The 23,766-nt window shown below is 65.4% G+C and carries 22 protein-coding genes; 10 read left to right on the top strand and 12 right to left on the bottom strand.

Going from position 1 to position 23,766, the window contains the following annotated elements; genetic code table 11:
* Positions 1-114: 114 nt before the first annotated feature.
* The 5 genes from ACSC1Y_RS05870 to pyrG all read right to left on the bottom strand — a co-directional run bounded on the left by ACSC1Y_RS05870 (position 115) and on the right by pyrG (position 4,899).
* Positions 115-705: a YdbT family protein gene (locus ACSC1Y_RS05870; protein WP_435333757.1), complete on the bottom strand. Its 591-nt coding sequence runs from the start codon at positions 703-705 to the stop codon at positions 115-117.
* A gap of 103 nt (positions 706-808) precedes the next feature.
* Positions 809-1,855 (bottom strand): DUF4397 domain-containing protein, encoded by a 1,047-nt coding sequence (locus ACSC1Y_RS05865; protein ID WP_435333756.1) that lies wholly within the window; start codon positions 1,853-1,855, stop codon positions 809-811.
* Positions 1,856-1,971: 116 nt separating this feature from the next.
* Positions 1,972-2,298, bottom strand: coding sequence for a DUF7126 family protein (locus ACSC1Y_RS05860; RefSeq protein WP_435333755.1), 327 nt, complete (start codon positions 2,296-2,298; stop codon positions 1,972-1,974).
* 4 nt (positions 2,299-2,302) lie between these two features.
* A complete protein-coding gene (gene guaA, locus ACSC1Y_RS05855; RefSeq protein ID WP_435333754.1) occupies positions 2,303-3,220 on the bottom strand; it encodes a glutamine-hydrolyzing GMP synthase in 918 nt (305 codons plus the stop codon).
* Complete coding sequence (gene pyrG / locus ACSC1Y_RS05850; protein WP_435333753.1) at positions 3,220-4,899, bottom strand: CTP synthase; 1,680 nt, start codon at positions 4,897-4,899, stop codon at positions 3,220-3,222. Before pyrG ends, guaA begins: the two co-directional genes overlap by 1 nt.
* Before the next feature lie 484 nt (positions 4,900-5,383).
* Between pyrG and ACSC1Y_RS05845 the strand changes: the two genes are divergently transcribed.
* Genes ACSC1Y_RS05845 through ACSC1Y_RS05835 form a run of 3 tightly spaced genes read left to right on the top strand, consistent with a single transcriptional unit; the run spans position 5,384 to position 7,114 of the window.
* Positions 5,384-5,884, top strand: coding sequence for a GNAT family N-acetyltransferase (locus tag ACSC1Y_RS05845; RefSeq protein ID WP_435333752.1), 501 nt, complete (start codon positions 5,384-5,386; stop codon positions 5,882-5,884).
* Between the two features lie 10 nt (positions 5,885-5,894).
* Positions 5,895-6,701, top strand: coding sequence for a hypothetical protein (locus ACSC1Y_RS05840; protein ID WP_435333751.1), 807 nt, complete (start codon positions 5,895-5,897; stop codon positions 6,699-6,701).
* Positions 6,702-6,748: 47 nt separating this feature from the next.
* Positions 6,749-7,114, top strand: coding sequence for a hypothetical protein (locus ACSC1Y_RS05835; RefSeq protein WP_435333750.1), 366 nt, complete (start codon positions 6,749-6,751; stop codon positions 7,112-7,114).
* A 279-nt stretch (positions 7,115-7,393) separates the two neighbouring features.
* On the opposite strand, the gene ACSC1Y_RS05830 is transcribed toward ACSC1Y_RS05835, so the two are convergent.
* From ACSC1Y_RS05830 to ACSC1Y_RS05810, 5 genes are read right to left on the bottom strand one after another with little or no spacing between them, the layout of a single operon-like run.
* Complete coding sequence (locus ACSC1Y_RS05830; RefSeq protein ID WP_435333749.1) at positions 7,394-8,461, bottom strand: ABC transporter ATP-binding protein; 1,068 nt, start codon at positions 8,459-8,461, stop codon at positions 7,394-7,396.
* A complete protein-coding gene (locus ACSC1Y_RS05825) occupies positions 8,454-9,641 on the bottom strand; it encodes an ABC transporter ATP-binding protein (protein ID WP_435333748.1) in 1,188 nt (395 codons plus the stop codon). Before ACSC1Y_RS05825 ends, ACSC1Y_RS05830 begins: the two co-directional genes overlap by 8 nt.
* Positions 9,638-10,702, bottom strand: a complete 1,065-nt coding sequence (locus ACSC1Y_RS05820) for an ABC transporter permease (RefSeq protein ID WP_435334644.1) — start codon at positions 10,700-10,702, stop codon at positions 9,638-9,640. The genes ACSC1Y_RS05825 and ACSC1Y_RS05820 overlap by 4 nt, the downstream gene beginning before the upstream one ends.
* Before the next feature lie 50 nt (positions 10,703-10,752).
* Positions 10,753-11,751 carry an ABC transporter permease gene (locus tag ACSC1Y_RS05815; protein ID WP_435333747.1) on the bottom strand — a complete coding sequence of 333 codons (999 nt, stop codon included), beginning with the start codon at positions 11,749-11,751 and terminating at the stop codon, positions 10,753-10,755.
* A 15-nt stretch (positions 11,752-11,766) separates the two neighbouring features.
* Entirely contained in the window at positions 11,767-13,395 is a 1,629-nt protein-coding gene (locus tag ACSC1Y_RS05810; protein ID WP_435333746.1) for an ABC transporter substrate-binding protein, read from the bottom strand.
* 149 nt (positions 13,396-13,544) lie between these two features.
* Between ACSC1Y_RS05810 and ACSC1Y_RS05805 the strand changes: the two genes are divergently transcribed.
* Both ACSC1Y_RS05805 and ACSC1Y_RS05800 read left to right on the top strand, forming a co-directional pair.
* A complete protein-coding gene (locus ACSC1Y_RS05805) occupies positions 13,545-14,426 on the top strand; it encodes a M14 family metallopeptidase (RefSeq protein ID WP_435333745.1) in 882 nt (293 codons plus the stop codon).
* Positions 14,427-14,522: 96 nt separating this feature from the next.
* Positions 14,523-15,311, top strand: coding sequence for a M14 family metallopeptidase (locus tag ACSC1Y_RS05800; protein ID WP_435333744.1), 789 nt, complete (start codon positions 14,523-14,525; stop codon positions 15,309-15,311).
* On the opposite strand, the gene ACSC1Y_RS05795 is transcribed toward ACSC1Y_RS05800, so the two are convergent.
* Both ACSC1Y_RS05795 and ACSC1Y_RS05790 read right to left on the bottom strand, forming a co-directional pair.
* Positions 15,269-16,204, bottom strand: coding sequence for a hypothetical protein (locus tag ACSC1Y_RS05795; protein ID WP_435333743.1), 936 nt, complete (start codon positions 16,202-16,204; stop codon positions 15,269-15,271). The two genes, ACSC1Y_RS05800 and ACSC1Y_RS05795, sit on opposite strands and share 43 nt — an antisense overlap.
* Positions 16,205-16,270: 66 nt before the next feature.
* Positions 16,271-16,888 carry an alpha/beta hydrolase gene (locus ACSC1Y_RS05790; protein ID WP_435333742.1) on the bottom strand — a complete coding sequence of 206 codons (618 nt, stop codon included), beginning with the start codon at positions 16,886-16,888 and terminating at the stop codon, positions 16,271-16,273.
* Positions 16,889-16,942: 54 nt separating this feature from the next.
* On the opposite strand from ACSC1Y_RS05790, the gene ACSC1Y_RS05785 reads away from it, so the two are divergent.
* The 5 genes from ACSC1Y_RS05785 (at position 16,943) to ACSC1Y_RS05765 (ending at position 23,700) form a co-directional block, all read left to right on the top strand.
* Positions 16,943-17,806, top strand: coding sequence for a PspA/IM30 family protein (locus tag ACSC1Y_RS05785; RefSeq protein ID WP_435333741.1), 864 nt, complete (start codon positions 16,943-16,945; stop codon positions 17,804-17,806).
* Positions 17,807-17,912: 106 nt separating this feature from the next.
* Positions 17,913-19,379, top strand: a complete 1,467-nt coding sequence (locus ACSC1Y_RS05780) for an ATPase domain-containing protein (RefSeq protein ID WP_435333740.1) — start codon at positions 17,913-17,915, stop codon at positions 19,377-19,379.
* The gene (locus tag ACSC1Y_RS05775) at positions 19,379-20,830 is read left to right on the top strand and encodes a two-component system sensor histidine kinase NtrB (RefSeq protein WP_435333739.1); all 1,452 of its coding nucleotides are present in this window, start codon (positions 19,379-19,381) and stop codon (positions 20,828-20,830) included. The genes ACSC1Y_RS05780 and ACSC1Y_RS05775 overlap by 1 nt, the downstream gene beginning before the upstream one ends.
* A gap of 39 nt (positions 20,831-20,869) precedes the next feature.
* Positions 20,870-21,922 (top strand): DUF7972 family membrane protein, encoded by a 1,053-nt coding sequence (locus tag ACSC1Y_RS05770; RefSeq protein ID WP_435333738.1) that lies wholly within the window; start codon positions 20,870-20,872, stop codon positions 21,920-21,922.
* A gap of 128 nt (positions 21,923-22,050) precedes the next feature.
* Positions 22,051-23,700, top strand: coding sequence for a threonyl-tRNA synthetase editing domain-containing protein (locus ACSC1Y_RS05765; protein ID WP_435333737.1), 1,650 nt, complete (start codon positions 22,051-22,053; stop codon positions 23,698-23,700).
* Positions 23,701-23,766: the final 66 nt, after the last annotated feature.

Raw genomic sequence — 23,766 nt, 5'->3', positions numbered from 1 at the left:
ACCGACCGACCGAAGAACGGTACGTCTGGTCGCTACCATTGCGTCTGTAGTGAGGTCGGTGAACCGCAAAGGTAAGCGCCCGTTCCTGCGGATACTCGAACACCTCACACTCAGTCACGTTCTCCCGGCCGAGAATCCGCTATCCGTGTAGCCCGTGATGTCCTCGGCGGCGATGAAGTACTCCCCGTCTGGAAGTTCTTCGGAATCGATACCTACCTCGGCAAGAGCGTCGTGGTCGCGCGTACGGTCTGCAACTGTTTCCCGGAGGCAGCGTTCAACGGTCGTCTCGAACCGTGACGGCTCACTAACGAACCAGAACCGTGCGTCGCCATCGACCGGGCGGAAACAGACGAACGTCGCGACGTCGAACCAGCGTGCGATTCGCCCCCGTTCGACCGCAACGAGTTCGATGGCGTCGAGCCGGACTGTCTGTACGAGTCGGTTGCCGCGTTCGCGCTCGATTCGGTCCGGATAGACGACGAGCCGCGTTCTCCTCGCTTCGAGATATCCCCGTCCGACGACGGACACCATCACGCCCGCGGAGACGACGCCACCGACGAGGAGTGCGCCGCTGACCGAGAGGATAGAGTTCGACGCGATAGCGAACGCACCGCCGAGCAAGACGGCGAGGAGGTACGCTCCCGGGAAGGCGAGGGTCGCGTGCGGATTGGGGCGGAACGTTGCTATCGGCTCGTTAGTCGACACGGTCCTCCGATAGAACGCCGTAAGAAAAGGAATTGTGGCCGGTTCGACCGCCACTGAAGTCTCGTTAGACGCTCCGGACGACTGAGGAGAGGACCGTTCTCACCTACTCGCCGTCACCGGAGGGACCCCACGGTCCGACACCACCTCGGCCGCCGCCCCACGGTCCGACACCATCACGGCCGCCGCCCCACGGTCCGACACCATCACGGCCGCCGCCCCACGGTCCAACACCATCACGGCCGCCGCCCCAGCCGCTCCACGGGCCATCGTCGCGCCCCCACGGGTTGCCGTTATCCCAGCGACCGCGACGACCACGTCTCGGGCCCCGTCCGCGGCGACGCGGATAGACGTCCCGGAGGAACGGACGCCGGCGGACGGTGATATCGTCGACGACCGGGAGCAGGGCGAACCCCTGCTCGCCACCGACGGTCAATTCACCCTCCGTATCGGTGAGGAAGCCGACGGCGAAGATCGTGTACGTCGCACCGCCGGCGAGCGCCAACGTGACCGTGTGACGGCGGTTGTGCCGTCTCCCTCGCCCCCGCCGACCCGTGAGGGTCAGGGTGAGGTCGACGGTACCTGCCGGCACGGTGACGTAGTCGGTCGCGTCCTCGAAGTCGAGCCGGCGAGCGAGTCGGCCCGCGCCCTCGACACGGACGTTCAGGTCATCAGCGTCCGGCGAGACGTGTATCAGCCGAAATCTGGCCCGGTCGTGCGCGACCGGGGAGTTGTCGTCCTCGAAGACGAGTAGGTCCGGCCTGGGTCCTCGATGGAGCGAGCCGGCAGCGACCACGGTGTAGTCGCCGCTATCCAGGTTCCGGAAGGTGTCCGGCCCCGGAACGATGCTGTCGCCGGTGTCGACCCGCGTCTCGAAGTCGTAGATTCCGCGCCGGAGGCCGGCGTAGGGGCTGACCTGCCGATACGCGAACTCGTCGAGGACCTCGAAGTCGTTCACGAGAAGGTCGACGGGTGGCGCGTCGGGAACCGCGTGGACGAACCTGACGCTCGCGATGTCCGCCTGGCGGACATCCGGGCCGTGTTCGGCTTGCGAAACGCCCTCGTCGCCGAGAGCGGCCGCTTTGAACCCGCCGAAGGCCGCGGTCGTCCCGACGATACCGACCGTCTTCACAACGTCTCTTCGTGTCGCCATGACTGCTGTAGAGACGGCACCTAACGGGATAGGAATTTCTTCAGAGAACCCAAGTTACGGAATAAATATCTGCTGCCGTGAGTGGTCTGCCGACCGACCGATTCTAGTTCTGTTCCTCAGTTCCGTGCCAGTTCTTCGGCGACCGTCTCCGCGTCGAGCAGCGCGGGGTCGACCGAGAGGACCTCCTGACCGCTGACGAAGTCCGGCAGCGAGTCATCGGTGTAGACGACCACACGGACGTCCTCGTTGAGGTCCTTCGCGACCGGAATCGCCGTCGCCTGTCGGACGTCGGTGAGGACGAACAGGTCGGCCTCGTGGATGCCAGCGTCCTCGAGCTCGGGGCGGTTCGCGACGTCTTCTATCACTATCACCTCGATGCCTTCGGCCTCGAGCGCGGCGACGAGTTCGTGTTCGTCCGTGCCGGCGAAGATTGCCTTCGTCATCGTCTCACTCGTACTCGATGGTCGCCGGCGGTTTGTGAGTTACGTCGTAGACCACGCGGGCGACGTTCTCGTTCGTGCCCGTGATGCGCGACTGGATGCGCTGGAGCGTCTCCCAGTCGATGTTCTGGGCGCGGGCGGTCATGCCGTCGCGCGACTCCACGGAGCGGACGGAGACGACCCAGCCGTGGACGCGGTTGTCGCCCTTAACGCCCGTCGCCTTGCCGATGACGGCGGCGAGCGCCTGCCAGGGCTCGTACTCCTCCAGTTCCTCCTCGACGATGTGGTTCGACTCGCGGGCGACCGCGAGCTTCTCCTCGGTTATCTCGCCGATGATGCGGACGGCGAGGCCGGGGCCGGGGAACGGCATCCGTTCGGCGACGATCTCCTCTAAGTCCATCGCGCGGGCGACCTCGCGGACCTCGTCCTTGTACAGGTCGCGGACCGGCTCGACGATGCCGTCGAAGTCCATCACGTCCGGCAGACCGCCGACGTTGTGGTGGGACTTGATGCCGCCTTCCGACTCGATGCGGTCGGGGTAGATGGTCCCCTGCACGAGGTAGTCCGCGTCGACCGCCTTCGCCTCGCGCTCGAACTCACGGATGAACTGCTCGCCGATTATCTCGCGCTTCTCCTCGGGGTCGGTGACGCCCGAGAGCGCGTCGAGGAAGCGGTCCTGCGCCTCGACGATGTCGAGCGAGTGCATGTAGTCGAATGTCTCGCGGATCTGCTCGGTCTCGCCCTTGCGCATCAGCCCCGTGTCCACGTAGATGGGCACGAGGTTGTCGCCGATGGCCTCGTAAGCCAGCGCGGCCGCGACCGAGGAGTCGACACCGCCCGAGAGGGCGATGATGGCCTTCGAATCGCCGATTTCTTCTCGAATCTCTGCGACTGCTTCCGGAATGAACTCGTCTGTGTCTACCATTATGCTTCGACCTCCTCCTCCTCCTCTTCTGCCTCTGCACCGACCTCACGGCCGAGGACGGCCGCGACCAGGCCGACGAACGGCGGCGATGCACGTCCCGGCCGGCTACGGAACTCTGGGTGGAACTGCGTTCCGAAGAAGTACGGGTGGCCCTCCAGTTCCAGAATCTCCATCCGGTTGCCCGCCGTGCCGGAGAACACCATCTCCGATTCTTCGAAGTCGTCGAAGTACTGGGGGTTGACCTCGTAGCGGTGCCGGTGTCGCTCCGTGCAGGTGGTGTCGCCGTAGACCGATTCGGCGAGCGTGCCCGGCTCGATATCCGTGTCGTGGGCGCCGAGGCGCATCGTGCCGCCCATGTCCTGCACCTCGTACTGCTCGGGCAGGATGTCGATGACCGGATGCGGCGTCTCCTCGTCCATCTCGGCGGAGTTCGCGCCCTCGAAGCCGAGGACGTTCCGCGCGTACTCAACGACCGCCATCTGGAAGCCCAGACAGAGGCCGAGGAACGGGACGTCGTTCTCGCGGGCGTACTGGATGGCCGCGATCTTGCCCTCGGTCCCACGGGAGCCGAAGCCGCCGGGGACGACGACGCCGTCACAACTCCGAAGCCGCTCGAAGTGCTCGCTGTCCTCGCCGTCGGCCGCGAGTTCGTCCGCGTCGACCCAGACGACGTTGACGTCGACGCGCTGGTCGAGACCCGCGTGCTTCAGCGACTCGTGGACCGACATGTAGGCGTCCTCGAGGTCGTACTTCCCGACCAGTGCGATGTCGACCTCGCCCTCGCGGTCCCGGGTGACGATGTTCCGCCAGGTGTTGTCACGCTCGCGCTTCGGCAGCGCCCGGGAGAACAGTCCGAGCTGGTCCATCACGTACTCGTCGAGGCCCTCCTCCTCGACCATCAGCGGCACGTGGTAGATGTCCTCGACGTCGGAGTTCGAGAAGACGGCCTTCGTCGGGACGTCACAGAACAGCGCGATCTTCTCCTTCGTCTCGGGGTCGAGCTTCGTCTCGCAGCGACCCACGAGCACGTCGGGCTGGAGCCCGATGCTCCGCAGCTCCTTGACCGAGTGCTGGGTCGGCTTCGTCTTCTGCTCGCCGTTCTTCGAGTAGGGGACGAGCGTCACGTGGACGAACAGCAGGTCGTCCTCCGACTCCTCGTGGGCGAACTGGCGAAGCGCCTCGAGGTACGGCATCCCCTCGATGTCGCCGACGGTCCCACCGATCTCGACGATACAGACGTCGGTGCCAGCCGCCGCCTCGCGGATGCGTCGCTTGATGTCGTCGGTGATGTGCGGGATGACCTGAACCGTCTTCCCGAGGTAGTCGCCAGCACGCTCCTTCTCGATGACGTGCTTGTACGCCTTCCCCGTGGTGACGTTGTGGTCCGAGGTCATGTCGATGTCGAGGAACCGCTCGTAGTTCCCCAGGTCGAGGTCGACCTCGCCACCGTCCTTGAGGACGTAGACCTCACCGTGCTGGAACGGGTTCATGGTCCCCGCGTCGACGTTGAGGTACGGGTCGACCTTGACGGCGGTCACGTCGAACCCGGCGTTCTTGAGGAGTCTGCCCGTGCTCGCGGCGGTGATGCCTTTCCCCAGTCCAGACATCACGCCACCCGTCACGAAGATGAATTTGTTCCCGAGTGTAGGGTCGTACCCCGTTTCGGAATCGGTCGGCATACCGAGTGTGCGCGAGAGTGAGTGAAAACGGTTTCGGAGGCAATCTGGACGTGTGAGGGCGTGTCTTTCAGTGGAGTGAGGGGACTGCGTTTTGTGGCGTCCCCTGCTGTCGAAACTGCCATCGCGGCGCGCGCTGACGGCCGGCCCGAACGATTGCGAGGCGGCGAAGCCGCCTCGGAGCGAACGGCGAGAGCGCGGAACGGAGTTCCGCGAACCATTCGAGCGGGCTACTGCCCGCGAGAATGAGCCGTGAGCCAGTGAGGGTCGGGCGTCGAAAGCGCGCGAGGGGCGAGTGAGACGGAACGGAGTGGAGTCGAGCGAGTCGGCTGGGGAGGGAGAGGCTGCTGTGCGGGGCGGTTCTCGTTTCCGTCGTGAGTCGTGGTCCGCTCGTCGAACTAACCAACAGCCCGTCCGACGAAGTGCTGTGTAACACTCTCACATACGATCCCCTCCCTTCTTCTGGGAGCCACGAAAAGCACGGACGATGACCGACTCGGTGACTATCCGCGAAGCGACCGAATCTGACACACCGGCCATCCAGCGCGTCGCCGACGCCGCCTGCCACGCGGTCTACGACTCCATTCTTGGTCCTGAGAGCACTGACAATATCGTTCAGAACTGGTACGACCCCGACCAGCTCGTCACGCAGGATATTCACCCCGAAGAGCGGCTGTTCTCGGTCGTGGTGGTGGCCGACGAGGTCGTCGGATTCGTCGAGGCGATGCCGGACCACGAGGAAGACGCAACCCATCACCTCTACCGAATCTACCTCCACCCTGACTACTGGGGAGACGGCATCGGACACCAGCTACTCGCTCACGTCGAAGCGAATCTACCGGAAGGTACCGACGAACTGCGAGTCTCGGTACTCGGTGATAACGAGGTCGGGGTCAGATTCTACGAAGGCGAGGGATTCGAGCGATTTGCGACTCACGAAGACGAGCAGTTCGGTGTCGAACGATACGAGTATCGAAAGGGGGTGTAACGGGCCCTCGATGTCGCCGCGTGACACACTCTCGCCACCGCTTCTCCAGCAAGGCGGCCTATCCGCGCTCTTCGGTTCGTTCCCTCCCGAACTCGCCCGCCGAGCCCGCGCGTATCTTCTCCAGAATCAGCCGATTCCCCTCGCCGAGCAGTTCCGGCTGTTCACCCGCCTCCATCACCTGCGAAATCGACTCCGATACGACGCAGTCACCGACCCGTGGGACGTCATCTGGGTCGACCCGACCGAGGTCACGCAGTACACCACGGCGGTCGAACTCCCGTGGGGCCTCGGTCGCGTCGCCGGCGGCGACTGGGACCAGCCGAAACACCGCGGCGAAATTCGAAAACTCGCCCGCTATCGTGGACTCGTCCAGCGATTCGTTGACGGCCGCGAGTGGGAGGAGACGGTCTACTACGAGGACCTGCGGGCCAGATACGGCGACGGCCCGGTCCCTCGGGGCTTCGACGACTTCGAGTCGTTCTGGGCGGACAGACGTGAGAGCCACGAGCAGTTGTACGAGTCGATGCGGGAGGACGGCTACCGCCCGAACCACTTGACGAATCGCGACCCCCAGACCTGGGGCGAGTACGTCCACAGCCTCGAACCACTCCTCGGTATCGGCCGCCACGGCGAACTGCTATGGAACGAGGGATACGGGCGGCTCATCGTCGCGTCGATACTCGGTGTCGAGGAGATTCCGGTCTACGTCCTCTGTCGGCACGAGCAGTGGCAGCGGACGCGAGCAACGGTCGTTTCGGAGGGGGCCGTGGAGGTCGATTCACTGGCTGAGCACCCGGATCTCCGGGACTGCCTCTGACTGCACCCAGCACAAAGCACTCGTACAGTCACCGAATCGACGTGTTCATGAACTGGTCTCTCGCGTCGCGGTTCCTCTTCGTCGGACTGGTCCTCCTCACAGCAGGCTGTCTCGGTGGTGGAACCACTGAACCGGGCACGGACGACCGCGGAATCCTGATGGCAGACGTCGAACCGGAGCCGCCGACGAACGCGACCGTCGTCGACGCAGAGGCTGCCGGACTGACCGACACCGAACCACTGGCGACCGTCCTCGAAGAGGCGGCGACGACGAACCGCTCTCGGACATCGCTGACCCCGGCCCAGCGTCAGACCGTTCTCGACGCACTCGCTGATGTCCCGAGGCACGAGGGCCGCTGGTACGTTCGATACGAGGGACGAGTGATAGAACTGGGAATCGCCTACCCGGACTGAGGGAACAGTGGTTTCGGAACTGTGTGATTCGAGTAATCTACGGGCAGTTCACGAATCACGATGGAAACGAGAGACAGAACCTCACCCTCCCCAGCCGACTGCGCTCCTCGCTCCGCTGCGGTGCTCGCCCCTCGCGCGGCTACATCTCGCGGTCAGGGTGGCACCTGACACGCTCGAAAGCGCGCGCCAAGGAGTTGCTCGAACTATCGCGCCACAATTGCACCTGCTCCTCCTCGACACAAAAATCGAAAAAATCGTGCCGGAAACCCTGAACTCCGACTAGTCGTCGCCGCTGACGGCCGACTGCTCGAGCGCTTCCTCCTCGGCGTGCGCGAGCGTCTCGCTGTCCCAGTACTCGTGGTCCGGGTCGAGCCGGAAGCAGGTCGCCGCGTGCTTCTCGCCGGTCTCGTAGGCTGGCGGCGTCTGGGCCTTGCACGCCTCGGTCGCGTACGGACACCGGGTGTGGAACCGGCAGCCGCTCGGCGGGTTACGCGGCGAGGGCACGTCGCCCTCGAGCACGTCGCCGCGGCGGCCGTACTCCTCGACGCTCGGTCGCGGGACCGACTCCAGCAGCGCCTCCGTGTAGGGGTGCTGTGGGTCCTCGAATATCTCGTCGACGGGGCCGGTCTCGACGATCTCGCCGAGGTACATCACGGCCACGCGGTCGGAGATGTGCCGAACCACGGAGAGGTCGTGGGCGACGAACAGGTAGGTCAGGCCGAACTCGTCCTGCAGGTCCTGCAGGAGGTTGAGCACCTGCGCCTGGACGCTCACGTCGAGCGCCGAGACGGGTTCGTCGAGCACGATGAACTCGGGGTCGAGCGCGATGGCGCGGGCGATGCCGATGCGCTGGCGCTGGCCGCCGGAGAACTCGTGCGGGTAGCGGTCGACGTGATTGGCCGAGAGACCGACGCGTTCGAGCAGGTCGGCGGCGCGTTCGCGGCGCTCCTCGCGGTCTGCGAGGCCGTGGATGCGCAGGCTCTCGGTGATTATCTCGCCGATGGTCATCCGCGGGTCGAGACTGGAGAACGGGTCCTGGAAGACGATCTGGGCGTTCCGGCGGAACTGCTTCAGCTCCGCGTCGTCCATCTCGAAGACGTTCTTCCCGTCGAACTCGACGGTGCCGCCGGTCGCCTCGCGGAGCCGGAGGACCGTCTCGCTCGTGGTGGACTTGCCACAGCCGGACTCGCCGACGAGGCCGAGCGTCTCGCCCTCTTCGACGTCGAAGGAGACGCCGTCGACCGCCTTGACGCTCTGTACGTCGTTGCCGAGCAGCCGGTCGATGAGGGTGTCGTTCTCGTAGTAGTACTTCTCCAGGTCGGTCACGCGCAGCAGTGGGTCACTCATCGGAATCACCGTCGAAGTAGCCCTCGGGCAGGGCCTCGCTCTCGTCGTACTCCCGGTCTGCGAGCACGCACCGGACTGTGTGCTGGTCGTCGCTGGTGTCGTCGACGGCGCGGTGCTCCGGATGGGAGAGACACGACTCCATCGCCTTCGGACAGCGGTCGGCGAAGTAACAGCGCTCGCCCATCTCGCTGTCGAGCAGGCTCGGGACGTTCCCCGGGATGGGGTCGAGCCGCGAGTCGGGCTCGTCGAGGTCCGGCAGCGAGCCGAGCAGCCCCTGCGTGTAGGGGTGCGTCGGGCTGTCGAAGACGGCCTCGAGCGAGCCGCGCTCGACGACCTCGCCCGCGTACATGACCACGACGTGGTCACACATCCGGGCGACGACGCCGAGGTCGTGCGTGATCATGACGATGCTCATGCCGCGTTCCTGCTGGATGTCGCGCAGCAGGTCCAGAATCTGCGCCTGGATGGTCACGTCGAGCGCCGTCGTCGGCTCGTCCGCGATGAGCACATCGGGCTCGCCGGCGAGCGCCTGGGCGACCATCGCACGCTGGAGCATCCCGCCCGAGAACTCGTGCGGGTGCTGTTCGGCGCGCTCGGCCGGGTCGGGGATGCCGACCTGGTCGAGCAGTTCGATGGCGCGCTCGTGACTCGCATCGCTCGTGTAGGAGCGACTCGGCAGGAGCGTGTCGGTGAGGAGCTTCCCCATGCCGTAGCCCTGCGACCGCGAGCGGGTGCTCCGCGGGTTGGAGTCGGCCCGGCGCTGGACCTCGACGGCTTCGGCTATCTGCTCGCCGACGGTTATCGAGGGGTTGAAGCTGCTCATCGGGTCCTGGAAGATGGTGCTGAACGTCGGACCGCGGAGCGACCGACGGACGCCCTTCGGGAGCTGGCGGAGGTCGACGAACTCGCCGTCGACCGCGGCCGGCTCCTTCTCGCGGAACTCGTCCGCCAGGTCGGGCTTGCGGAGCCAGACCTGACCGCCGGTGACGCGACCGGGTGAGTCGACGAGGTCGATGACCGACAGTGCGGTCACGGACTTGCCGGAGCCGGATTCGCCGACGATGCCGAGTATCTCGTTCTCCTCCAGGGTGAACGAGACGGATTCACAGGCGTTGACCTGACCCTCCTCGGTGAAGAACCGCGTCGAGAGGTCCTCGACGCGGAGCAGGTCGCGGCTCATACGCCACCCTCCCCCTCGATACCGGGGTCGAGGGCGTCCCTGAGCCAGTCACCGACGAGGTTCAGCCCGATGACCGTGAAGACGATCGCCAGGCCGGGCATGGCGGCGATCCACCACGCCGATGTCTGGTACTGCCGGCCGAGCGCGATGTCGAAGCCCCACGACACGTTCGCCGCGGAGAAGCCGAGGAACGACAGTGCGCTCTCCAGCAGGATGATGGCCGCAACCTGGATGGTCGCGAGCACCAGGATGGGGGTGATGGCGTTCGGCAGGATGTGGCGCAGGAGGATGGTCGCGTCGCTCGCGCCCATCGACCGCGCCGCCTTGACGTACGACTCCTCGCGCAGACTGAGTGCCTCGCCACGCGAGACGCGAGCGAACCACACCCAGTTGACGAGGGCGACGACGACGATGACCGTGCCGGGAATCACCGTCTGGTCGGGCATCGGCCCGGCCATGCCGAGCGCGTCGCGGAACACGCCGGCGATTCCGAGCTCGACGAATGGGTCTGGAACCGGCACCTCCGCTTGTCCCCAGACGCCGACCAGCGCGATGGCCAGCACGAGGGACGGGAACGCCAGCATCACGTCAGCGCCCCGCATCAGGGCGTCGTCGACCCGGCCGCGGAAGTAGCCCGCGGTCAGGCCGACGGTCACGCCGAGCAGCGCCGCGAGGACGGTGCCGGAGATGCCGACGAGCAACGACACGCGAGAGCCGTAGATGATGCGCGACAGGATGTCGCGACCGTTGCCGTCGGTTCCGAGCGGATGCGCCAGCGTGGCGTTCTCGTAGACGGTCTTGTTCTCCGTCTGTATCACGCCGTTCTCGATGACGACGCTGCCGTTCTCCTTCACCGTCACCTCCTTCGTCGTCTCCGAGGAGAAGCCGAGCGGCGGACTCCGCGCCTCCTCGAGGTTCTGTTTCTGTGGGTTGTACGGTGCGAGGAACGGTGCGAACACCGCTACGAGCACCACGAGCACCACGATTGCGATACCGAGTTTCGCGAGCGCGTTCCGGTTCAGCTCGCGTTTCAGGTTCTTGCGCGTCCGGGGCGAGGGCAGGAGTGCCGAGACCGCCTTCGCCGGCCAGCCGCGTTCGTCGTCTCCTGTCATCAGTCGAAGCCCACCCGTGGATTGATGTACGCGTACAGTGCGTCGACGGCGATGTTCACGAGGACGAAGCCGATCGCGATGATGATCAGCGAGCCCTGGACCATCGGCCAGTCACGTGCGTTGATACTCTTGATGAGTACGGTCCCGAGCCCTGGCCACGCGAAGACGGACTCCGTGATGACCGCGCCGCCGATGAGCGACCCGAGCTGTAATCCGAGGACCGTGATGATGGGGATGAGGGTGTTCCGAAGGACGTGCTTGTAGCGCACGAGCGTCTCCGGGAGCCCCTTCGCCCGCGAGGCGCGGACGTAGGATTGACCGAGTTCCTCGAGCATCCCACTCCGCGTCAGTCGCGTGATGAGTGCCGTGAAGTACGTCCCGAGCGTGATTGCAGGGAGCGTGATGTAGCTCAGCCACCGGACGAACCCAGTCCACGCTGCACCGGGGTCTCCCGAGAACAGGAGAGACACCACGGTCGGGAAGCCGATCTCCCGGCCACTCGTCTGGAACCAGCCGAACTGGACCGCGAACACGACGACGAGCATCACACCGAGCCAGAAGTTCGGCGTCGAGATGCCGCCGAGTGAGAAGACGGTCGCCAGATAGTCCGGTGGCTCGTGGCGGCGGGTCGCGCTGATGACGCCGAGCGGGATGGCGATGACGACAGCGACGATGGTCGCCGCGACGGCGAGTTCGAGCGTCGCCGGCAGCGTCCGCGCGACGCGGGTGAGCACGGGCGTGTTGTTCGTCAGCGACGTCCCGAAGTCGCCCGTCGGGACGTCGAGCAACAGCTCCATGTACTGAACAGGGAGCGGGTCGTTCAGCCCCATCTCCTCGATGACCTTCCGGCGGGTTTCAGGGGCGACGTCCGGGGGCAACAGCACGTTCGCGGGGTTTCCGGGGGCGATGACACGCAGGCCGAAGACGACCGTGATGACACCCCAGACTACCAGTAACCCCTGCAATACTCGTTTGATCAGAAAACGGGCGAGGGACATGTGGTGTGGGCCGTGTTACTTCTTGCTCATCGCGTAGGCGTCGATGCGCTCGTCGGAGCGGGGTTCCCACGCGATGCGGTCGCTGACGCCGTAGACGCTGAACTGGCGGTTGAGGTAGATCCAGGGACACTCCTCGTGTGCGAGTGCGTTCGCCTCCTGCAGGGTCTTCTCGCGTGCGTCACCGGTCTGGTTGGCGGCCTTCTCGAGCAGCGAGTCGAACTCCTCGTTGCTCCAGGTGGTGAGCGCGCCGTCGGAGGCGAGTAGCGCCTTCATGACCAGTGCGCCCTCGAACGTGGCCTCACCCCAGCCGATGAGGTACCACTTCGGCTTGTCCTCGATGTTGCCGGTCAGCAGCTCGTCGACGAGCGACCCGAAGTCGCGCTGTTTGACCGTCGCGGAGACGTTCGACAGTTCGTCGACGTAGCCGGCGACAGCCTGAGCGATTTCGAGGTCCTTGAGGTACCGACCCGACGGCGTGTGGAGTTCTATCTCCGCGCCGGCGTGGCCGCTCGCCTCGACCAGCGACTCGGCCTTCGCCTTGTCGTACGGATACGGTTCCACGTCGGGGTTGTGTCCGACGAAGTTCTCGAGCGTCGGCTGTCCGGTCTGTGCGCCGAAGCCACCGAGGACGTTCTTGACGATGGATTCGAGGTCGATGGCGTAGTTGAGTGCCTGGCGGAACTTCGTGGACGAGAACGGCTCGACGTCGTACCGGAGCGCGTTGTAGATGATACGCGTACTCGGCGCGGCCTTGACCGACGTGCCGTCGTTGTTGTTGACGCGCTGGACGTCCTGCGGCGGGACGTTGACGACGACGTCGGTCTCGCCTGCGACGAGCTGGTTGACGCGCGTGCTCGACTCGCTCGCGGCCGTGAAGGTGACCTTCGACACGTCGGCGACCTCCTGCCAGTAGTCCTCGTTGCGGACCAGGACGACCTGCTCGTCCTCGGTGTAGGAGTCGAGCTTGAACGGGCCGGTCCCGTTCATGTCCTGCGATATCTCTGCCTGCTCCAGGCCCTCGATCCACGACTTCTGGACGATGTCGCAGTAGGTCGCGAATTCGGAGAAGACGATGGGGTTGACGCCGTCGGTCTGGACCGTGACCTTCCCGTCGCCGGCCGTCGCACCGGTGACGCCCGCCAGCTGGTCGCTCTGGGGACTGGCGAAGCCGACGTCCTCCTTGACGATACGGTTGATGCTGTAGGCCGCGTCCTCGGCTTTGAGCGTGTCGCCGTTGTGGAACGAGACGTCCGAGCGGATCTCGAACTCGACGGCAGCCTCGCCCTCGACGCGCTTGTAGCCCGACGCCAGCGCCTTCTTCATTTTGCCGTTGGCGTCGCGGGTGAGCAGCCCCTCGTAGACGTGGAGCATGACGACGTCCGTCGGGGTCTCACGGTGGTCGTGGGGGTCGAGGCCGGAGGGCATGTTGCCCTGCGTGATGCTTACCTCGAACTTGCCCTTGGCTTCGCCGCCGCCGTCCCCACCGTCGCCGCCGTCGGTCGTGGTGTTGCCGTCCCCGCCGTCACCACTGCCGGTCGTCGTGTTCTCCGAATCCCCACCGGTCGTACACCCTGCGAGTGATACTGCCACTGCACTCGCTCCTGCACGCTTCAGGAACCGCCTTCGAGACGTGGTATCTCTCATCACCCGTTTACATTTCGGCAGACGCTAATAAAGGTCAGGATTCCTTTCTGGACATATACGGGTTGTTGACACTCTCTCCCCGTTATTTTCAAGTGTTTCGCCACGTCGAGTGGGAACGGATAAGTCGTTCGAACCGCAGGTCCCTCTCGATGGAGGTACACCAGTTCGGGTCGGGAACGCCTGTCGTCGCGGTCGTCGCCTGTGTCCACGGCGACGAGGTCTGCGGAGAACGAGCGATACAGCGCGTCAGGGAGGCAGACCCGGACGTCAGGCGGCCGTTCCTCACCGTCCTCGCGAACGAGGAGGCGGTCGAGCGGGGCGTCAGATACCTCGACGAGGACCTCAACCGTGCGTTCCCGGGGGACCCGAACGCGGCGACCCACGAGGGGCGGCTGGCTGCAGAACTCCTCGAGGAACTCGAAGATATCCCGGTCCTCGACCTGCACTCGACGCTCTCGACGCCCGAACCGTTCGCGCTATACCAGCAGCTCGGTCAGTCGAGCCGCCGAATCCTCGCCGCGTGTGGGGTCGACCACGCGGTCGACATCAGCTACGTTCCGGGTGGGCTGGTCGGCCACGTCGAAGGAGTGGCCGTCGAGTGCGGTATCAAGGGAACCGACGCGGCAGCCGACGCCGCCGAGCAACTCGTCTGGAACGTTCTCGCGGCGATGGGTGCCGTCGACCGGCGACGGGTCGATTCGGACCCGACCGTGTTCGAGGTGAACGAGGTGGTCGACGGCAGTGAGTACGAGTTCCTCGGAGAGAACTTCCGACTCGTCGAACGAGGGGCGGCGTTCGCCCGACGGGACGAGCACGAGCTCCGCGCCGAGACCGACTTCTACCCGGTCCTGATGTCCACGGACGGCTACGACGACATGGTCGGATTCGGCGCGAGCAAGCTCGGACCGCTGTCGACGATTCCGGACGCGATCGTCGACGAAGGGGGCCGGAGTGGCGACGCAGACGCGGCTGGCGATGGTGACGACGCAGACGCGGCTGGCGATGGCGACGCAGACGATATAAGTGAATGAGTTACGTTCCCGGAAACCGGACCGAGCGACGGTGAGGCGACCGTTCGGCGTCGAGAATCGTACCGTTTTTGTCTCCGTGCCGGCTGGTTACTGTCGATGCGAGTAGAACAGTTGGGCGAGGGTGAGCCGAACCTGGCAGTCGTCGCGGCCATCCACGGAGACGAGCCGTGTGGCGTGCGTGCAGTCGAACGACTCATCGAAGAACGGCCCCCGGTTCACAAGCCGGTCAAGCTCGTCATCGCCAACGAGGAGGCGCTGGAGGCGGGCGTTCGCTATCTCGACGAGGACATGAATCGGACGTTCCCCGGTGACCCGAACGCCGAGACGCACGAGGGGCGACTCGCGGCGGAGCTCTACGAGGAGGTCAAGAACTGTCTCACGTTCTCTATCCACTCGACGCGGTCGCACGCCGAACCCTTCGCCGTTTTCGACGAGATGACCCCGTACGTCCGCGACGTCATCCCGCGGCTGCCGGTCGCCTCGGTCGTCGAGACCGGACCGGCGGTCGACGGTCGCCTCATCACGGCCATCGACGTCATCGAGGTCGAAGCCGGCCTGCAGGGGACCGAACGGGCCGCGGAGAACGCAGACCGGTTGGCGCGGGCGTTCCTCACCGCGACGGGCGCGCTACCCGGCGACGCGCCGGCGCGAGCCATTCCGCACTTCCGGATCCGTGAACAGATTCCGAAGGTCGAGGCGGACGAGTACGAGGTCTTCGTCGAGAACTTCGAGCGTGTCGAATCGGGAACGACCTTCGCGGCCGCCGACGGTCAGGAACAGGTCGCGACGGACGACTTCTATCCCGTGCTTCTCTCCACGGATGGCTACCCGCACGTCTTCGGTTACTCGGCCGACCGGGTCGGCGAACTGACGGCCGACAGCTGAGTTCTCACACCGTCAGACGGTCGGTCCGACGTCCGCCATCGACGACCTCGTGAGACGTTCGACGGACCCGTTCCGTCGGTCCTTTCGTCCAGCGCAGCCACCACCCAGTCCGGCCGCTCCACTCGGGTCCCTCCGACGGCTCCGACCAGCTGGTGCGTCACGCGGGCGACGGGTTCTCCCTCGACGGTGACCGATTCCCTGACGGTGAGTCGTGCGACTGCGCCCTCGGTGACCACCGCAGCCTCCAGTTTCCCGCCCGTCGATTCGTCTCCTGGGGTAGTCTCTGTGGGTAGTACCGTAGTCTCAGTGGGTAGTAACGATGCGTTCACGCCGTAGTACGAGTCCCCGTTCCAGTACCGAGTCTCGACGGTCACGTCCGTCGCCCGGGCGAGGTACTGCCCGACGAACCGAGCACCCGTCTCGTCCCCCGGCAGGTCCCTGCGCACTTCGTGGAAGAACACGGTTCCATCGGGCGCCCTGACCAGGGTGACGGACCCGTTCGTCCACACGGTCCGGTCGTCGGTGTCGAGCCCGAGCGCAGGGTGCGTGTCTCCGGTCGTCACGACGGTGTACAGTGCCGTCCCGTTCTCCCCGACGCGGAGAGTCGTGGTCACCCGACCAACGCGTGTCCCGTTCGGGTCACTGACCGTCTGGACGCGTCGCACGGTTCGGGAGTCTGCGCCGACGACCGCCCGATGGCTGTCGGCGAGTTCGGCTGCGTCGAGTGCCCCGGAGAGCCACAGTCCCGGAACGAGCTGACCGTCGGTGAGTGGCTCCGTCGTCTCCGGTACCGAGAACGGTTCCCTGGTCGCCGTTTCCTCCGCGACGAGCGAGCCGCACCCGGCGGTCGTCACGCAAACGACGAGACAGCAGACGACGGCCGGTCGAAACATCTGGCGGGCGTACGCGGGCTGTCCAGTAGGCTCTTTGGGTGGAAGACGCGAGCGGCAGCGTCTTCCTCAGGCCGAGTCGCCCAGGACGGGAACGAGGTATCCACTTACCACGGCCGCGATCTTCTCCTGCTGACCGACGAAGTGGTGGTCCGCGCCGAACGCGTGCGTCTCGAAGCCGCGCTCGCCGGCCGCGTCGACGACCGGTCGCCAGTCGACCAGGTCGTCGCGCTCGCCGTAACAGACCTGAACCGGACAGCGAATCTCGTCGAGGGCTGCGACCGCGTCCAGGTCGGCCGCGAGTCTCGGCGCCGGTGCCAGGACGGAGACCGCGGCGATGTTCTCGTCGACGGTCGCCGCCGTCAGCAGGGCGATGCAGCCGCCGAAGCTGTAGCCGAACAGGCCGACGCGGTCGTAGCGCTCGGCGGCCCACCTGACCGCGTTCCGGGCGTCTTCCAGTTCGCCGTAGCCCTCGTCCCACTCTCCGTAGTCGAACCGGAGACAGTCGACTCCCCGCTCGGTCAGCGCCGCACCGAGGGAGACCAGTCGGCGGTCGCTCTTGTTCCCGCCATGCTGTGGGTGCGGGTGACAGGCGACGACGCAGGCGTCGGCGCGAGTCTCCTCGTCGGCCCGGTCACAGACGCCGCGGACGTCCCGTGCACCGGGGAGTAGAACTTCTTCGTGCATATCGATACATTTCCACAGTGACGTTTTTAAGTTCGTGGGATGAAATAAACGGGTATGGGAATACTGTCGCGGGCCTCGTACGTGATCAAGTCGAAGATCAACGCCATCCTCAACCGGGCGGAGGACCCGACGGAGACGCTCGATTATTCCTACGAGCAGATGCGGGACCAGCTCCAGCAGGTCAAACGCGGCATCGCGGACCTGACGACGCAGAAGAAGCGACTGGAGATGCAAAAACGCAGGCTCGAGGAGGACGTCGAGAAGCACAACCGTCAGGCACGTGAGGCGGTGCGGCAGGACCGCGAGGACCTCGCACGGAAGGCGCTCGAGAAGAAGAAGACGAAGATGACCCAGATAGAGGAACTGGGGGCGCAGATCGACCAGCTCCAGAACACGCAGGACCAGCTCGTCGAGAAGAAGGAGACCCTCCAGAGCCGCATCGAGGAGTTCCGCACGAAGAAGGAGTCGATGAAGGCTCGCTACGAGGCGGCAGAGGCCAGCAACCGAGTCTCAGAGGCGATGACGGGCGTCGGCGAGGAGATGGAAGACGTCGGGCTGGCCATCGAGCGCGCCGAAGAGCGCACCCAGGACATGGAAGCCCGTGCAGCCGCGATGGACGAACTGTACGACAAGGGGGCGTTCGACGATGCGCTCTCCGACAAGGACGCCATCGACCGCGAGCTCGAGGCACTGGACTCCTCCAGCGAGGTCGACGCAGAACTCGAGACGCTGAAAGCCGAGATGGGCAAAGGGTCGCCCAGCGAGACCGAAGACGCCGAGGAGCTGAGCGACGACGACGTGAGAACTGACCTCGAAGAACTCGAGCAGGAGGTCGAAGCGGCGGAGGCCACGGCCGGGGGGAACGCTGGAGAGACGGAGACGGCGGACGAAGACGAAGAGACGGACGCCGAGAAGTAGCGAACGGTCTCTTCGGCGACGGCCTGTCCCCCGGTCGGTCTCACCATCGTCCTCTTGGTAACATTCTAGAAACAATCATCCCCGTCGGCATCTTACTGTCCTCATCATGTCTGAACGGGTCGCCTCGGGAATCGATGGGCTCGACGAGGTCCTCCATGGAGGGTACATAAAGAACCGGTGCTATCTGGTTCGGGGGAAACCGGGGGTCGGGAAGACACTCGTCGGCTTACATTTTCTCGTCGAGGGCGCCGAGAGAGGTGAGTCGGTGCTGTTCATCAACCTCGGCGCACCTGAGGCCGACATCAGGTCGGACGCGGCAGAGATGGGCCTCGACATCGCCAAGGTACCGATTCTCGACCTGAGCCCGGCGTCCGACTTCTTCATCGAGAACAAGATGTACGACATCTTCACCAGTCCCGAGGTGGAGCGCGGGGAGTTCACCGAGGTCATCTCGGAGGCCGTCGAGGAGCACAATCCATCACGGGTGTTCGTCGACCCCCTGACTCAGTTCCGGTACCTCTCTCCGGACGAGTACCAGTTCAGAGAGGAGGTGCTCTCGTTCCTCCAGTACCTGAAAGAACGGGGCTGTACGACGCTGTTCACCTCGCAGTCGACGCGACACTTCCCGGACGACGACCTGCAGTTCATCAGCGACGGCAACATCCATCTCTACTACGGCGACGTCCTCCACCACATCGAAGTGACGAAGATGCGAGGGACGGACTTCGAACACGGCCCCCAGACCGTCGAAATCGGGGAGCACGGGATGCAGGTCTTCTCGCTGCTCAAGCCCGGTCGGTTCCATCTCGAGTTCGAAGCTGTGACGCTCCCGTTCGACACCGACGGTCTCGACGAACTGCTCCACGGTGGCATCGAACGCGGGACGACGACGCTCCTCAGCGGTCCGACGGGCGTCGGGAAGACGACAGTCGGGATGCAGTTCATCATGACCGCTGCGAAGCGAGGTGAGCGGGGCGTCATCTACCTGTTCGAGGAGTCGGAGAACACCTTCGTGCTCCGCGCCGAATCCATCGGACTACCGATTCGAGAGCTGGCTGCGAAGGAGATGGTCCAGATCATCAAGGTGGAGGCGTACGAGCACTCGGCCGAGCAGTTCTCACGTCAGGTCCGGCGGGAGGTGGAGGAGAACGACACTCAACACGTCATGATCGACGGCATCGACGGCTACCTCGCCTCCATCACCGGCGAGGACGTCGACCTCATCTCCCGGCTCCACGCGCTGGTCGGCTACCTCCGGAACGTCGGTGTCACGACCCTGCTCACGACCGAGATGGAGACGACGTTACGCCACTTCCGGCCGACGAGCCGTCGGGCGAGCTACCTGGCCGACAACATCATCTTCCTCTGTTACTTCGAGCTCGGTGCACGCATCCACCGGGCAATCGGCGTGTTGAAGAAGCGCGCAGGCCCATTCGACTCCGAGATGCGCGAGTTCACCATCGCGGAGACGGGAATCAGCGTCGGCGAATCGCTGGAGGGACTCCACGGAATACTGACGGGGACGCCAGAGTGGTTCGAGGTGGTTCCTAGACTGGAGGACCTGGACGACTGATGCCGAGCGCCATCCCGAAGCAGAAGTTCCAGGACACCGTCGTGCTACTGCTCGTGCACAAGCGGAACCGGGAACTGCTCACGGAGTGGCTCTCGAAGGAGTTCGCAGTGAAGTCACCGGGTGAGGACGAACTCCCGACCGAGTTCGACCTGTGCATCTTCGACCTCGCGACGTTCAGCAATCACCGGGCCGCCCTCGAGCGAGTCAAGAAGGAGGCGGAGCCGCTGTTCCTGCCGTACCTGCTGGTCCACCGGGAACGCGAGCGGATGCACGTCAAGGACGATATCTGGCAACTGATAGACGACCGCGTCGTCATCCCGACGAGCCAGGCGGAACTGGGTGCACGTGTCAACACCTTGCTGACCGCCCGCTGGCAATCACTCGAGCTGCAAGAGCGCAGAGAGCACGAGATTCGTCAGGAGAGAGCGTTCACGGAGAGTGCGCTCCGTGCACTACCGGACATCTTCTACGTATTCGACGATTCGCTCAGGCTCACCCGGTGGAACGAGGAGATGACGGCCGTCACCGGCCACTCCGACGCAGAGCTCGCGGGGAAGTCACTCGACGAGTTCGTCGGCGAATCGAGTCGGCGGGCCGTCAGGCGGCTGTTCCAGCAGGTGGTCTCGACTGGTGAGACGACGCAGGTCGAGTCGACACTCGTGACGCGAGACGGAGACGAGATACCCTACGAGCTCACGGCCGCACGGCTCCCAGGGGCCGACGGCGAAACGCGCGGTCTCGTCGGCGTCGGGCGTGACGTGACGGACCGTGCGCTGAGACGGGAACTCGCCCGGCAGAACGAGCGGCTCGAGCAGTTCGCGAGCATCGTCAGCCACGACCTGCGGAACCCGCTCACCGTCGCCGGTCTCAACCTCGAACTCGGACGTGAAACGGGAGACGACAGGTACCTCGAGAAGACCGAGCAAGCGCTGGGGCGGATGTCGAACCTCATCGACGACATGCTCACTCTGGCGCGTAAGGGAGAGGTTGTCGAAGAGCTCGAGTCTGTCTCTTTCCCGTCCGTCGTCTCGTCGGCGTGGTCGGTCATCGACCATCAGGGGGCGACCCTGAACATGGAGTTCCCGAGGGAACAGCACATCCTCGCGGACGAGTGGCGACTGCACGACCTGTTGGCCAACCTGTTCCGGAACTCGATAGAGCACGGAAGCGACGCCGTAACCGTCCATATCGGGCTGCTCGACGACGAGCCGGGTTTCTTCGTCGAGGACGATGGTCTGGGAATCCCTCTGAAGGACAGAGGGCGTGTCTTCGAGTACGGCTACTCCACCAACAAGGACGGAACCGGATTCGGGCTAACCATCGTCGAATCCATCGCAGAGGCACACGGCTGGGAGATAACCGTTGCCGACGGCCGGACCGGCGGGGCCCGGTTCGAGATCCGTGGCGTCGACTTCGGCCGGGACGCCGGTTCCTCTCGGGAGAACGAATAGGCCGTACCCTTTTCGATGTCGCGAGAGGAAACATCCACAATGTCAGACGACGGCGATAGCGACAGCCAGCCGCGCGACACGATGCGCCAACGAGCGAACGTCAGCTCGTTGAAACTCCGCATCTTGATGGACGCGAACCGGCTGCTCGTCGCGGCGGGTATCGGCCTGTTCGTCTTCGTCGCCCTCGTCTTCATCGGCGTCGCCCATCCGTCGGACGTCCACTCGTTGCTCTCGGACGGTGACCCGATCGAGACGTTGTTCCAGGCGTTCGTCACGGCCATCATCACCGGCGTGACGCTGGTGCTTACGCTGAACCAGCTCGTGCTATCGCAGGAACTCGGCGCGGTCGGTGACCAGCGCGAGCGGATGCAGGGCGCGATGGAGTTCCGTGGTGACGTCGCCGACACCATCGACGCGCCGGTCGCCCCGGCCGAGCCGTCGGCGTTTCTTCGGTCGCTCGTCGCCGTCTCGCGGGCGAGAGCGAACGCGGTCAAGGAGGCGGTATCGGACGCCGATAACGACGACCTCCGCGAGCAGGTCGAACAGGTCGTCGACGGGCTCGTCGAGAACGCGAACGGCGTCGAAGAGAGCCTCGACGGTGCGAATTTCGGGGCGTTCGACGTGCTGTTCGCCGCGCTCGACTACAACTACTCCTGGAAGATATACGCCGTCAGGCGCGTGAAACACGACCACCAAGATTCACTCACGGAGGAGGCCGAGGAGGCGTTCGAGGACCTCGTGGAGGCGCTGGAGCTGTTCGGCCCCGCCCGCGAGCACATCAAGACGCTGTACTTCCAGTGGGAGCTCGTCGACCTCTCGCGCGCGATGTCGTACGCCGCCGTCCCAGCACTGGTCGTCACGAGTGCCATGCTGGTCTTCTTCGACGCGGACGCGCCGGCGTTCGCGGGGACGATTCTGGGCATCGACAAGCTCCTCCTCCTGCTCGCGGTGACGACGACCATCGCGGTCGTCCCGTTCGCCCTGATGCTCTCCTACGTGCTCAGAATCGCGACGGTGACGAAACGAACCCTCTCCATCGGACCGCTCATCCTGCGCGAGACGGACCGGACCGACGAGGTCGACTGGGACTGATAGAACCGCGCCGACGGTCCGAGACGGGACGGCGGCAGCGAATCGAGATAGGGCGACTGCAATCGACCGCAATCGACCGCGAGCCCGACTGCGGTAGCGTTTTTGCCGTCCGGGGGTGAGCGCTATCCATGCGACTGCTGTGTTCCCACGCCGAGCACTTCGGGTTCGAGGCGAGCGAAGCCATCGCCCCCGACGCCGAGGAGGACCGCCCTACCGAGGGTTCGGCCGACGGCTGCGTGGCCGCGTTCGTCACGTTCGAACCCGGCGATGGGCGGGACGTGGACCGGCTCGTCGCGAACGGGGCCGCCGAACTGCGCGAGCTAGCGGGACGCCTCAACGCTGACCCGGTCGTCCTCTATCCGTTCGGTGACCTCCGCGACGACCGGACCGACACGGCCGTCGCCCGCGAGCTACTGGACGGACTCCACTCGGCGCTCGATGACGAGCTCACCGTCCTCCGGGCCCCACTCGGCTGGAACACGTCGTTCGACCTCCGGTGCAAGGGACACCCGTTCGCCGAACGGGTACTGTCCGTCTCTCACGAGCGACGAGCCGACCGCAGCGACGAGACCGACTGGTTCCGCGTGACGGAAGCCGGCCAGCGGTCAGTCATGGGCGAAGAATGGGTCGAGGACCAACGAGACGATCTCGTTCGCGCCGTCACCGCCGGGGAGTACAGCGAGACGGGCGCGCTCTGGTCCACGGTTCGAGAGTCCGGTGGGATGCGAGAATCCGTTCAATTCGTCGCTGGAGACGGTCGCGGCGACGACGTCGGCATTTCTTTCCTACCCGCGGGGAGACTGGTTCGAGAGACGCTCCGTCGGTTCCTCGAAGAACGGGTACTCGACGCCGGTGCGGTTCCCGTCGAAGCCGACGACGGGGGTCGCTCGCCGGCCGACACCGTCGGGTACGCTGGCGGAGGAGACGACGCTCGGACGGCCCGCCTGTTCGAGACGGGAACCGGGACGCCGACCATCCACGCCCGCTGTCCGAACCGGGCGGCTGCCCGTGACGAGTTCGTCGACCTGTCGGCACTCGCGGCGTCGCTCCTTCGCGACCTCGACTTCGACCCGCTTCCCGTCGTCACGCTCTCTGCGTCCCGGTTCGACGCGGAGGCCGACTGGCTGTCTGGGCTCGCCGCGACCATCGACCAGCCACTTCTCGTCGGGGCCCAGCCGGACTCGGCGCGGGAGAAGGGCGTCGGGCTCGACCTGGTCGTCGACGATGGTGCTAGCCGCCCGGTCGAACTCGCGCGGCTCGAACTGCCCGACGTGGATGACGTCGAAGCCGCCGCTGTCGACACCGCCAGTGAGCCCGTCACCGTCAGCTGTGCCCCCGTCGGTGACCTCGACCACTGTGTCGTGGCCGCGCTCGCGCGGGCCCAGGCCGATTCTCGCCGCTCGCTTCCGACCTGGCTCGCGCCGACGCAGGTCCGGCTGGTCCCCATCGGCGACCGGCACGTCGATAAGGCGGAGACGCTGGCGTCACGATTCGAGTCTGCCGGGCTGCGGGCGGACGTCGACGACCGGACCGACGAACCGGTCGGAACGCGGCTCTCGGCGGCGGCCGACGGGCTCGTGCCGTACACCGCCGTCGTCGGTGACCGGGAGGCAGACGCCGAGCGTCTGAAGGTTACGAGCCGTTCGGACGGGCGAGAGCGGCTCCTCTCGCCCGGAGAACTCGAATCCGTCGTGGAACGGGAGTGCAGCGGGCGGCCGAGCGTTCGACGCTACCTGCCTCGTCGACTATCGGTGTGGCCGGTGTTCGGGGACGGCTGACGTCTTCGCGGGAGAAGAGGGCGTGTCGGCGGTCAGTCCTCGTCGATGGCGCCAGTACGTTTTCAG

Source organism: Haloarchaeobius lipolyticus (assembly GCF_051208015.1).
Classification (GTDB): Archaea; Halobacteriota; Halobacteria; order Halobacteriales; family Natrialbaceae; genus Haloarchaeobius.
Note: the sequence above shows the minus strand (reverse complement) of the source record. Positions and strands in the feature narration are given on the sequence as shown.